Below are 13335 nucleotides of genomic sequence, written 5' to 3' on the forward strand. Positions count from 1 at the left end.
ATAAAGGGCATGAGTTTTAAACTTTTGCCCTTTTATTAGCCTCACAAAAATACCATTTCCGTAATTACTTCGCTCCCGGCATGTTCATTTAGTTTTTGGATAATGCCCTGGCGCACCATAACCAATTCATTTTTGATTACCGAAGATTCGATACGCAAAAACAGCTTTTTGTCGTGGATGTAAATCTGCTTGGTTCTGTTTGCTATGGCGGTGCCCATAATTTCTGGCCAGATTGACAAGATCGAAGTTTCGTCGAATTTTCGGCGCAAACGGTATACATCCAGCATTTTGCTGATGGCATCTTTTACGGTAACATCATTGGGTTTACGCATTTTGTATCGTTCCGTTATCTACTTCGAACAAAGTTACATCAACTTCTATTTTTTCAAAAATTGATTTTACTCTCTCTCTTCCTGTATCTGTAATAAATATTTGCCCAAAATCATGGTGGGAAACCATCTGCATTAATTTTTGAACGCGGTTATCATCCAACTTATCAAAAATATCATCCAACAAAAGCAATGGCTTAAATCCTTTGTTTTTAGCAAGGTAAGCATACTGGGCAATTTTTAAAGCAATTAAAAAAGACTTCTGCTGCCCTTGCGAGCCAAACTTTTTTAAAGGCATTCCGCTGATTACAAATGCCAGTTCATCTTTATGAATGCCCGTCGTGGTTCGCTCCAGCACACGATCTTTTTCTACCGATTTTTTTAACAGCTCTTCGAAAGTTGCCTCATTCAATTGCGATTGATAATTCAGCTCCACCGTTTCCTTGTTGTTTGTAAGGTAGGTATAATATTGATTAAATAGCGGAATAAACTCATCCATAAAGGCTTTACGGATGGCGAATATCTTTTTCCCGGCTATAATCAACTGTTCATCCAAAATTTCGAGCAGCGTAGGATCGTACTTTCTGGTAATGGCGATCTGCTTTAGTAAGGCATTCCGATTTAACAAAATACGGTTATAAGTAATTAACTGATCCAGGTAATGAGCATCGGTTTGCGAAATCACATTATCAATAAACTTTCTCCGCTCCTCACTACCTTCCATAATCAGGTTTACATCATAGGGAGAAACCATCACTACCGGAAAAAGGCCAACATGATCGGCCAATTTCTCGTATTCTTTTTTATTGCGTTTGAATTGTTTTTTTTGATTGCGTTTTACGCCACAAGAAATTTTTTCATTCCTTTCGTTGCGCTCAAAATCGCCCTGAATCATAAAAACTTCTTCATTCGTTTTGATCTGCTGGCTATCGATGGGATTAAAGTAACTTTTACATAGACAGAGGTAGTGAATGGCATCGAGCATATTCGTTTTACCTGAGCCATTATTACCCGTAAAAACATTTACAGTTTCCGAGAAATGGAGATCTGCATCGGTATAGTTCTTGAAATTTAGAAGGGTAATATTTTTTAACCACATAAATATGTCACAAATTTACCGTTTTTTAGCCTCTTAACATCCATTGTTTAAAATAAACGTTAATAACATTTAAAAAAACTGTACTTTCATAGCAAGGAAAATTAGATGGTTGCACAAAAAATGTTAGAAGGGAATGTTCTATGGTCTTATGATCATGAACTAACCGATGAGAAAAGTTCGGGCTGGATTAAAAAAATCGCAGGTTTGTTTTCGTTTTTAAAGCCAATTCATAATCACGAGGGCAATATCTTATTGGCGTCAAATGGTCTTTTTATCACTGGAGATGAACAATTGGAACTTCCATTATCGAACATAGAAGAAGTTTATATGGGCTTCGACGATTTATTTCCAGCTTCATCAGCAAAAAACTTCGGCGCATTCTGGCAGCCCATTAGAATTAGATCGACTGTAAGCCGCTCTGAAAGTCAAACGGTATACCTGGTGATTAACCACACTGGTATTTTTAGCGATAACCAAACCTGGTTTAACACACTAATTAGCTTGTTACGCTAATGGTCATGACGATTTTACAATCTACAAGCCTAAATAACTAATGTTTAATTAAATACTTCAAAATAAAGATTGATACTTTGATTGAAAAATGTATTTTTGCAATCTTAAATTTTTTAAACAAACATGTCTACAACAGATAACCAGACAATTCAACCAACTAAAAAAGGTTCATTTTTACAAGAGAATAATAAGAGCTTACTGTTTATTGCAGGTGCTGTAGTTTTATTAGTTTTAATATATCTTTGGTATCAAGGCGTGTATTTAAAAGGTCGTGCTGAAGAAGCCGCTAGCAAAATGTACAAAGCAGAGCAATTTGTTGGGGTAGATTCATTATCGAACAGAGCTGTTAAAGGCGAAGGTGGTTACCCAGGCTTAGAACAGATTGCTAAAGAATACGATAACACAAAATCGGCAAATTTAGCTAACCTTTATTTGGGTGGTATTTACTTACGTAAGGGCGAATATAAACAAGCTATAGAGGCATTAAGTAAATATAGCGCTACTGGCAGCCCAGTTGCAGATCCATTGGCTTTAGGTTTACTAGGTGATGCTTACAGCGAATTGAAAGACTTTAAACAAGCAGCTACTTATTATAAAAAAGCGGCAGATAAAGCAAGTAAATTTACTTCACCAATGTTTTTAAAGAAATTAGGATTGGTTAACGAAAACCTAAAAGATTTTAAAGGCGCAGTTGATGCTTACACTAAAGTAAAAACACAATATCCTGAGAGCGCAGAAGCGCAATTAATTGATGCTTACATTGCAAGAGCTCAAGAACAAGTTAAATAATCATTAACTAAAACATATTTATGAAAAGATCATCGAAAGATGGTCTTTTTTTGTTTAATGAAGCGGCGTTAATTGATCGTCACCCTGAATTTATTTCAGGGTCTTTTTTTTAGATAATTAGATGCTACTCCCCTTATTCCGTGTTTGGTGGCTCACCAAACGATAGACAGCCTCCCCCTAATCATTATTTTTCTTGAAAATCACGTACAGGTGCTTTAGGCTTGTATAGTCCCGCTCTCCGTTCCTTCCGATGCTGATTTTTTTTAAAACCAATTTATCAAAAGCATCGGAACCACTGCGATCGGGTTTAGGTGGCGCGGTCAGCAATACTATTTTGGGTTGCCAAGTGCAGAAAGAGGAAATTGCCCCAGCTTGATCTATAGTATCGTTTCCCCTCCATAGAGATCAGTCAAGATGGTCTGTGAGGACACAGACCATGGAATTGGATTCGGGGAAGGAAATCTATATAAAGCTATGTTATTCAACCCTTAATAGCAGTAAAGACATTGCTTTCTAAACCTGATTGACGCGGTAGCTCCCGATTTCCTTCTAATCGGGACTACAAGCAAAAAGCAGGACGAACATTAAAAAGAGCTTCTGCAATTGCTTTCCTTATTCCGTGTTTGGTGACTCACCAAACAATAGAAAGCTTAATATATATATATTTATTCTGGAAATCAGATGCAGATGCTTTTTGGTTAGTGTAGTCCCGCTCTCCGTTCCTTCCGATGCTGATTTTTTTGAAAACCAATTTATCAAAAGCATCGGAACCACTGCGATCGGGTTTAGGTGGCACGGTCAGCAATACTATTTTGGGTTGCCAAGTGCAGAAAGAGGAAAGGACTCTGCTTGATCTGTCCCAGTGCCGAATTACCCACTGCAGAAAAATAGATCAGGTGGTCTGTGAGGACACAGACCACGGATTTGAAAAGGAAATCTATAAAACTATGATATTTAACCCTTAATAGCAGTATAGCCACTGCCCTTTAGACCTGATTGAAATGGAAAGCCCGAAAGCGAGGTACGAGTGCGGACTTGTAATGAAAAGCAGGACGAACATTAAAAAGAACTTCTGCAATTGCTCTTCAAATGATCTTTTTTGGACTACATTACCTTTGAGATTTAAATTACAAAAGATCCTTCGCCTCGCTCAAGATAACAGCATTTTAGCAAAAACAGGACTATCAGTAGATTTCTCCGCTACGGTCGAAATGACGACGTACATGAAGAATGAACGAAATGCTAGTAACCAATGGCCAATTAACGAATGACTAATGAACCTTTTACTTATTAAAAGCTGTCATGGTATGGGCGGGCCCAACGGTAACATAACTTTTAATCAACTCAACACTTTTATCAATCAGCGCAGGGAGCTCCAATTGTTCATTCTTATCGAATAGACCCAAAACGAAATCTACCTGTCTGCCTTTCGGATAGTTGCTGCCAATACCAAAGCGTAAGCGTGCATAGTTTTGTCCGCCACAAACCTCTTCAATGCTTTTTAAACCATTATGGCCGGCGCTAGAACCTTGGAGTTTTAACCTGAGCTTACCAAGAGGCAAAGCAAGGTCATCAACAATAACCAGCACATTTTCTGGCGCTATTTTTAGCTCTTTCATCCAATAGTTTACGGCTTTACCACTTAGGTTCATAAAAGTGGTTGGTTTAATTACATGAAGTTTACGTCCTTTAAAGCTTACTTCCGAATAATAAGCCAGGCGGATATTCTCGAAACTGCCATCTAAATTTTTAACCAGTTCATCGGCAATATCAAAGCCGATGTTATGCCTGGTGTGTGCATAATCTGGTCCGATATTTCCTAAGCCAACTATAAGATATTTCATGGGGCAAAGGTAGAAGCTTAAAGCGAAAAGACCAAAGACTAAAGCGAAAAGTCAGAAGTCCGATGTCGGAAGTCTAAACCACGAATTAACTAATTTATTTTCAAACAGCTTCTTAATGAATAGTGGAGTGGTTAGCGCTAAGCGTTTGGCTGATTAACCTTGGTGTAAATAAAAAAAGCGCTCCGATTTTAAATCGAAACGCTTAATCTTGAAATCAGGAAATCCTAAGAATCCTGATTATTTTTTACCTTTAGCAGCTTCAGTTTCTGCTTGTTTTAATGCTCTAGACATTGCAACAGAAACGATAGTATCTTCAGGAGTGTTAGTGATTGCGTATTTATCACCTTTAAGGTCACGAACACGAACTAAACTACCAACTTCTAATTTCTCTATGCTTACCTCTACGTTTTGTGGCATGTTAGCTGGTAATGCTTTAACACGTAGTTTACGTAATTTCTGGATTAATTTACCCCCCATTTTAACACCTGGAGAAGTTCCTGTTAATTTAACCGGGATCTCCATAACGATTTCTTTCTCATCAAATAACTGAAGAAAATCGATGTGCATTAATACGTCGGTAAGTGGGTGAAATTGAGTGTCTTTTACGATAGCTTTAGTTTTAGTACCGTTAACATCAATCTCCACAAAGTTTACATCCGGGGTATAAATAACATCTCTTAAGTCAGCAATAACTACAGCAAAGTGTTGTTGCTCTTTTCCACCATACAATACCGCCGGAACTTTACCTTCGTAACGAAGTTCCTTGGCATCGCGTTTCCCTACGTTCTCTCTTGGAGAACCGCTAATTGCGATTGTTTTCATTTTATTTTTATTTTATATTTATTAGTAGTCAGTATTAAGTATCGAGTATCAAGACCATAAGCCTTCAACCCTCTACCTTCAACCTTAATTTATACTCTAAACAGATCACTAATTGAACCGTGTTCGTTTACATTGGCAATTGCCCTTGCAAATAAACTGGCTGTGCTTAGCACTCTAATTTTCGGGCTTTCCTGTCTTAATGGAATGGTATCCGTAACGATCAACTCGGTTAATACCGAATTTTCTACCGTTTCTATTGCCTTGCCCGATAATACCGCATGTGTACAAACCGCTCTAACACTTGCTGCACCGTTTTCCATAATCAAAGCCGCAGCTTTTGATAAGGTTCCGGCAGTATCACAAATATCATCGATTAACACGACATCCTGTCCGGTTACATCGCCAATAATCGACATTGATTCGATTTCGTTGGCGCGTTTACGGCGTTTATCACAAATAATTACCTCAGCATTAAAAAACTTGGCAAAAGTACGTGCCCTGTACGAGCCGCCCATATCTGGCGACGCAATAGTTAAGTTTTTTAAGCCTAAGCTTTTGATATAAGGCACAAAAATTACCGATCCATCTAAGTGATCAACCGGAATATCGAAGAAACCCTGTATCTGCGCAGCATGTAGATCCATCGTCATAATACGGTGAATGCCTGCTGATTTTAATAAGTTAGCTACCAATTTGGCGCCGATTGCTACACGCGGCTTATCTTTCCTGTCCTGACGAGCTAAACCATAATAAGGAACAACTGCTGTAATATAATGTGCCGATGCTCTTTTAGCAGCATCAACCATTAGCAAAAGTTCCATTAAATTATCGCTGGGCTGATAAGTAGACTGGATTAGAAAAACATCACTACCACGAATTGACTCATCAAAGGAAGGTTGAAATTCGCCATCACTGAATTTGTGAATGGTTACGCTACCAAGTGGCTTGCCGTAATGTTCGGCAATCTTAAGTGATAATCCCTTAGAACCTGTTCCGGAAAAAAGCTTTACCGGGTTAAACTGCAATGGCATGGGTTCGTGTAGTTTACGGTTAAAAAAAATCGGATCATGTCCATTTAAAACATGATCCGACATTAAATTTTCGTTGTCCGACCTGGATTCGAACCAAGACAAACGGTACCAAAAACCGTTGTACTACCCTTATACTATCGGACAAAAACTTCTCAAGGATATTCTCCTCGAAAGGGAATGCAAATGTAGGAACCTTATTTTAAATATGCAAGAGTGATTTTAAAATATTTTTAATTTCTTTCCCGCTATTCCTGTTTGCGATGCAAAGATAAAAAAATCATCACATCGCGTGCAACATTTTATTTTTTTATGCGACTTTTTTTACTGCGAACCACTTAAATCATTTATTATCAAAGACTAAAATTAAACTATGAATTACTCAAGGATCAACACCATTGGAGGCTGGCTCTGTTTTATCGTTGCCGCCCTCACCTACATCTTAACTTTAGATCAATCTGTAAGTTTCTGGGACTGTGGCGAATTTATTTCTTCAGCCTTCCGAATGGAAGTGGTTCACCAGCCGGGCGCTCCAATCGTTTCCATGATTCAAAGGTTATTTTCGGCACTTGCTTTTGGCGATAAAACCAAGGTAGCTTATTTTATCAATATATCTTCTGCACTTGCCAGTGCAGGCACCATCCTCTTTCTCTTTTGGACAATTACCGCACTGGCCAAAAAAACGGTCATTAAAAAAGGTGAGGAAATCACCAACCAAAAAATCATCGGCATTATGGGCGCCGGTTTTGTAGGGGCTTTGGCTTATGCATTTTCTGATAGTTTTTGGTTTTCTGCCGTAGAAGCAGAAGTTTACGCCATATCGTCGCTTTGTAGTGCTATTGTATTTTGGGGCATATTAAAATGGGAATCGCAGGCTGATGAACCAAGATCAGACCGTTGGTTGCTTTTTGTGGCTTATATCATGGGGATTTCTATTGGTGTACACATCTTAAACCTTCTTACCATCCCCGCCTTAATATTTGTTTATTATTTCAAAAAGAACCCATCGCCCAATTGGCAAAGCATTTTAAAAGTATTTTTTGTTTCAATTGCAGTTCTGGCAGCCGTGCAATTTGGTATTATCCAATATGTTATATCTTTTGCAGCAAACTTTGATTACTTTTTTGTAAACACCATGGGCTTAGGCTTTGGAACGGGTATATTGTTCTTTGCAGCGCTCGTTATCGGGAGTCTGGTTTATGGCATCCGTTATTCTATCCTTAAAAATAAAAGAGTTTTAAACCTGGCCATGTTATTTACCGTTTTGCTGCTTTTTGGATACAGCTCTTTTGCACTCCTCATTATCAGGGCGCAGGCTAAACCAAATTTAAATAACTATAACGTAGATAATGTATATTCTTTTTCGAGGTATGTTGGTCGCGACCAATACGGCGACAGGCCGCTACTTTATGGAGAAAACTATAATTCGGAAAAAATAGACATTAAAGAAACAGGCAAGATTATCCGTAAAGGCGAAAAAAAATATGAGCTTGCCGGAACAAAATCGGCTTATGTTTTTGCCGATAAAACTTTACTGCCACGTATGTACAGTGATAAACCCGAACATATTAATTTTTACAAAAGTTACATGGGTTTTGATGATGAGTACAAACCTACCTTGATGGACAACTTAAAATACATGTTCTCTTTCCAGACCGGACAAATGTACATGCGTTATTTTATGTGGAATTTTGTGGGCAGGCAAGATAATGAAGATGGACAGTTTGGGGGAAAAGATGGCAATTGGCTAAGCGGTATTAAACCTTTGGATGCGATCAGGCTTGGCAATCAAAAAAATCTTCCACCATCCATTGTAGAAAACAAAGCATACAATAGATTTTTCTTTTTGCCTTTAATTATCGGTTTAATTGGTGCGGTTTGGCATTTTAAGCGCAACCAGAAAGACGCAGGTATTATCGGTTTACTCTTCGTTTTTACGGGTGTGGCTATTGTGGTTTACCTTAACTCTGTCCCTGTTGAGCCACGCGAAAGAGATTACGCCTACGTCGGCTCGTTTTATGCATTTGCGATCTGGATAGGTTTAGGCGTATTGGGTTTAAAGGATTGGGTTTTTCAAAAACTAACGCCTGTACGGGCTAGTATCTTTGCTTCGATTATTGCTTTATTTGGCGCTCCGATTATTATGGCCAACCAGGGCTGGGACGATCATGATCGCTCTGATAGCCATGTAGCGAGAGATATGTCTGTCAGTTACCTAAAATCATGCGCACCCAACGCCATTTTGTTCACTTATGGCGATAATGATACCTATCCGGTGTGGTATGCACAGGAGGTTGAAAATATCCGTCCGGATGTACGTGTGGTAAATTTAAGTTTATTTACTGCCGATTGGTACATCGATGGAATGCGAAAAAAGCAAAATGAATCTGCTCCCTTACCCATCACCTTAAAGCATGAGCAATATGTTGAAGGCACCAGGGATATTATGTACTATCAGGATTATAAGATTGCACAACATATCGAATTGCAGGAAATTTTAGATGTACTCCTATCCGATCACGATGAAGATAAAGTAACGATGACTGATGGCTCTAAATACAATGTGTTACCTACCAAAAACCTTAAACTGGCGGTAAGTCCGCAACAGGTTTTAGATACCGGAACGGTACCAAAAGAAGATGCAGGTAAAATTGCAAGCAGTATGGAGTGGACTTTTAACCAGAATTATGTAACTAAAGGAACATTGGCCTTATTTGATATTTTGGCGCACAATAACTGGGAACGACCAATTTATTTTACAGGGGCAATGCCAGATGAGCAATACATTGGGTTAAACAAATACCTTTATATGGAGGGGTTAAATAAAAGATTATTGCCTTTGAAACCAGATACGGCAATTACACAAGATTTTGATCGTGTAAACCTGAAACCAATGTACAACAACCTGATGAATGTGTATGGCTTTGGCAACATTAAAAATGCCAACCATTTAGACAGGCAATCTGCTGATGATGTAACCATGTTCTCGAATATGTTTAATGGCTTATTAAACGGCTTAATAAATGAAGGTAAAATTACTGAAAGCAAAAAAGTGGCTAATAAATATTTTGAGGTGATTCCTGCTAAATTTTACAGTATGCGCCAGGTCATGAGCACTTATTATTTCACCGAAAGTCTCTATCGTTTAAATGACCTGAATCGTGCAAATGCGATGATCAAAAAAACGGCCGATTATGTAGGCAGGGAACTGAGCCACCTGGCTGATGTTTCAGAGAGCAAAAACCAACTATCATCTGAGCAGGATGTACGTTTCTACCTTGGCTATTTAGGACAAATGGTAAAATTAACCGAGGCTTTTAAGCAAGATGCGTTGAGTAAAAACCTGGAAAAACAATACAACGATTTAATCACGAGATTTACGCCATTTGCAACGGGTTAGCAAAAAAACATTCTAAATTTTAACCCATAGGCAGATTTTACATTCTTGCTTATGGGTTTTTGCTTCTCCAATAAATTAAAATCCTTTATGTTAAAGGCCTTAAGCCGTTAAAAATTGTTAAATCAATCCGAAATTTTACCTGTTTTATCGACTAGAATAGTTAATTTCGGCAGCATTTTTATGTGAAAACAATTTTTAATATCATTAAATAAACCAATGAATTATTCAAAAGTTAATAATATAGTAGGCTGGATCTGCTTTTTAATTGCTACACTAACTTACGTTTTAACCTTAGAGCCTTCTGCCAGTTTTTGGGATTGCGGTGAATTTATCGCATCAGCATTTAGAATGCAGGTTGTTCACCAGCCTGGTGCACCTTTATTCTTAATGCTCCAACGTTTCTTCTCCATTTTTGCAGCTGGAGATTTAACCAAAATCGCTTACTGGATGAATGTAGGTTCGGCTGTTTCTAGCGGGGCAACTATCTTATTCTTATTTTGGACCATCACTGCACTGGCTAAAAAAACAGTATTAAAAGCTGGTGAAGAACTGACAACCGGCAAATTGATCAGTATTATGGGTGCAGGTGCCGTTGGTGCTTTGGCTTATACTTTCTCTGATAGTTTTTGGTTTTCGGCAGTAGAATCGGAAGTTTATGCACAATCATCGTTATTCACCGCGATTGTATTTTGGGCCATCCTTAAATGGGAAGCACATGCCGATGAGCCACGCGCCGATCGTTGGTTATTGTTTATTGCTTATATTATGGGTTTATCAATTGGTATCCACTTGTTAAACTTGTTAACTATACCGGCTCTTGCTTTTATTTATTATTTCAAAAGAACAGATAAAGCAACAACATCAGGAATTATTAAAACCCTTATTGTTGGTATTTTAATCTTGGCGGTAATCCAATATGGTATTATCCAATACCTGGTTTCGTTTGGTGCATATTTCGATTTATTCTTTGTTAACACATTGGGTTTAGGTTTTGGAACGGGTGTTTTATTCTTCGCCATTTTATTAATCGGTGCGCTGGTTTGGGGAATCCGTTATTCGATCCAACACCAAAAGAAATTATTAAACCTAGGTTTAATCTCTACCGTTTTAATCATTTTCGGTTATGCATCCTTCTCGATGATCATCATCAGGGCAAAGGCAGACCCGAACTTAAACAACAGTGCGCCTAAAGATGCTTTCTCTTTCTTAAGTTACCTAAACCGTGAGCAATATGGCGACAGGCCATTGGGTTACGGCCCTAATTATAACTCTGAAAGAGTAGGTGTAACTGAAGGTAAAACCATCTGGAGAAAAGGAAAAGACAAATATGAGGTAGCAGGTAAAAAAACCGACTACGAGTATAATAACAACACTTTATTACCTCGTATGTATAGCGATGATCCTAAACATGCGGCTTTTTATAAAGAATGGATGCGCTTAGATGATACTAAAAATCCTACTTTAGTAGATAATGTTGGTTTCTTGTTCAGCTATCAGATTGGCTACATGTATATGCGTTATTTCATGTGGAATTTTGCCGGCCGCCAGAATGACGAGCAAGGCCAGGGTAGCGGACATGAAGGCACCTGGATTAGCGGTATTAAACCAATTGATGCCATGTTGAGAGGTAATCAGACTAATCTGCCACCATCAACCGTTGATAACAAAGCGTATAACCGTTTCTTCTTTTTACCATTAATTTTAGGCGTTATCGGTGCACTTTGGCATTTCAAACGTAACCAGAAAGATGCCGGAGTTGTAGCATTATTATTCTTCTTTACCGGTATTGCCATTGTATTATACTTAAATCAAAAACCATTGGAGCCTCGCGAAAGGGATTACGCTTACGTAGGATCCTTCTATGCCTTTGCCATATGGATTGGGCTCGGGGCGCTCGCTATTAAAGAGTGGTTGTTTAAAAAACTAACCCCAACTGCCGGTGCCATTGGTGCAACCGTGATTGGATTACTGGCAGCACCGGTAATTATGGCCGAGCAAGGATGGGATGACCATGACCGTTCTACGAAAATGGTTCCGCATGATATTGCTTTGGATTACCTACAATCCTGTGCGCCAAATGCCATCTTATTTACTTATGGCGATAATGATACCTACCCGCTTTGGTATATCCAGGAGGTAGAAAATGTTCGCCCTGATGTTCGTATTGTAAACTTAAGCTTGTTTGATACCGATTGGTATATCAATGGATTAAGACAAAAACAAAATGAATCGGCTCCATTGCCAATTTCAATGAAACCTGAGCAATATGTACAAGGAGAAAGAGATGTAATGCCATACGATGATTATAAAATTGCCGGTAGTGTTGAGCTTAAAAACGTGGTTGATTTATTGTTATCAAACAATGAGAGCGATAAAGTACCGATGCAGGATGGCACAAAATCGAATTTCCTGCCAACCAAGAACCTTAAAATTACGGTAGATCCACAACAAGTAATCAGTACAGGAACAGTACCTGCAGCCGATGCTTCAAAAATTACCACCACAATGGATTGGAAGTTTAATAAAGGTTATGTGACTAAAGGAACGTTAGCCATGTTCGATATCCTTGCACATAACAACTGGAAACGTCCGATTTATTTCGCTTCTACAGTGCCTTCTGAGCAGTATAACGGCTTAGATAAGTATTTATACAGCGAAGGTTTAGCCATGCGTTTATTACCGCTTAAAGCTGATACTACATCATCAGAAGATAGACCAGAGCAATTAAACACGCCTGTTTTGTATAATAATGTGATGACTAAATTTAAGTGGGGAAATATGAAAACTGCTAAATATTTAGATCCACAGTCATCAGATGATACTTTCATTTTTACCAATCTCTTCAGCAGCTTAACTAACAGCCTAATTAAAGAAGGTAAAATTGCTGATGCCAAAAAAGTAGTAGATAAATACTACGAGGTAATGCCTGATAAATTCTTCGGCATCCGTACGGTTGTAGTGAAATTCTACATGGCTGAAAATTTATATAAACTAGGCGAAACTGTCAGGGCTAATGATATTTTGGAAAAATCCGGCGATTATATCAATAAGGAATTAAACTACCTGGCTGATATTTCACAATCAAAAGGTTTAACCGGGTCGCAGAACATTCAAACCGGCTTATACTATCTGGATCGAATGATTAAAACAAGTAAAGCTGCAGGTCAGGATAAACTGAGCGATAAGCTGCAGAAAACATTTAACAGTTTAGAAGGCCGTTTGTCGATGTTTTTCCCACAGCAGGGGCCACAACAGTAAACGGATCTGAAAATAGATTATACGAGCAGCTGCATTAATTTGTAGCTGCTTTTTTATTTGCCAAACCTATCAGGTTTTAAAAACCTGATAGGTTTGAATCATGGCCTAAGTTGGATTAATAATAATTGATTTTTCCACTCAGTTATCCTTACAATCGTCATGCTGAATTTATTTCAGCATCTATCATGCTACAAAGACCCTGAAATAAATTCAGGTGACGAACCTAGTAAAATCCTTAAAAACTAGGGATTTA

9 protein-coding genes are annotated in these 13335 nt (G+C 38.3%); 4 read left to right on the forward strand and 5 right to left on the reverse strand.

The window, feature by feature from the left end; translation table 11 throughout:
* Nucleotides 1-41: 41 nt before the first annotated feature.
* Both QF042_RS24350 and QF042_RS24355 read right to left on the reverse strand, forming a co-directional pair.
* On the reverse strand, nucleotides 42-332 hold the full coding sequence (locus QF042_RS24350) for a DUF721 domain-containing protein (RefSeq protein WP_307532747.1): 291 nt from the start codon (nucleotides 330-332) through the stop codon (nucleotides 42-44).
* Nucleotides 325-1428, reverse strand: coding sequence for a DNA replication/repair protein RecF (locus tag QF042_RS24355; protein WP_307532748.1), 1104 nt, complete (start codon nucleotides 1426-1428; stop codon nucleotides 325-327). The genes QF042_RS24350 and QF042_RS24355 overlap by 8 nt, the downstream gene beginning before the upstream one ends.
* A 120-nt stretch (nucleotides 1429-1548) precedes the next feature.
* On the opposite strand from QF042_RS24355, the gene QF042_RS24360 reads away from it, so the two are divergent.
* Nucleotides 1549-1941 (forward strand): hypothetical protein, encoded by a 393-nt coding sequence (locus QF042_RS24360; RefSeq protein ID WP_307532749.1) that lies wholly within the window; start codon nucleotides 1549-1551, stop codon nucleotides 1939-1941.
* A gap of 123 nt (nucleotides 1942-2064) precedes the next feature.
* Nucleotides 2065-2730 carry a tetratricopeptide repeat protein gene (locus tag QF042_RS24365; RefSeq protein WP_307532750.1) on the forward strand — a complete coding sequence of 222 codons (666 nt, stop codon included), beginning with the start codon at nucleotides 2065-2067 and terminating at the stop codon, nucleotides 2728-2730.
* Nucleotides 2731-4013: 1283 nt separating this feature from the next.
* Here the strand turns inward: QF042_RS24365 and pth are convergent.
* The 3 genes from pth to QF042_RS24380 form a co-directional block, all read right to left on the reverse strand.
* A complete protein-coding gene (gene pth / locus QF042_RS24370; protein WP_307532751.1) occupies nucleotides 4014-4574 on the reverse strand; it encodes an aminoacyl-tRNA hydrolase in 561 nt (186 codons plus the stop codon).
* 237 nt (nucleotides 4575-4811) lie between these two features.
* The gene (locus QF042_RS24375; protein ID WP_307532752.1) at nucleotides 4812-5396 is read right to left on the reverse strand and encodes a 50S ribosomal protein L25/general stress protein Ctc; all 585 of its coding nucleotides are present in this window, start codon (nucleotides 5394-5396) and stop codon (nucleotides 4812-4814) included.
* 89 nt (nucleotides 5397-5485) lie between these two features.
* Complete coding sequence (locus tag QF042_RS24380) at nucleotides 5486-6427, reverse strand: ribose-phosphate pyrophosphokinase (RefSeq protein ID WP_055909454.1); 942 nt, start codon at nucleotides 6425-6427, stop codon at nucleotides 5486-5488.
* 370 nt (nucleotides 6428-6797) lie between these two features.
* Here QF042_RS24380 and QF042_RS24385 point away from each other — a divergent pair, with 370 nt between their 5' ends.
* Both QF042_RS24385 and QF042_RS24390 read left to right on the forward strand, forming a co-directional pair.
* Nucleotides 6798-9824, forward strand: coding sequence for a DUF2723 domain-containing protein (locus QF042_RS24385; RefSeq protein WP_307532753.1), 3027 nt, complete (start codon nucleotides 6798-6800; stop codon nucleotides 9822-9824).
* A 216-nt stretch (nucleotides 9825-10040) separates the two neighbouring features.
* Nucleotides 10041-13082, forward strand: a complete 3042-nt coding sequence (locus tag QF042_RS24390) for a DUF2723 domain-containing protein (RefSeq protein ID WP_307532754.1) — start codon at nucleotides 10041-10043, stop codon at nucleotides 13080-13082.
* Nucleotides 13083-13335: the final 253 nt, after the last annotated feature.

This window comes from Pedobacter sp. W3I1 (assembly GCF_030816015.1).
Classification (GTDB): Bacteria; Bacteroidota; Bacteroidia; order Sphingobacteriales; family Sphingobacteriaceae; genus Pedobacter.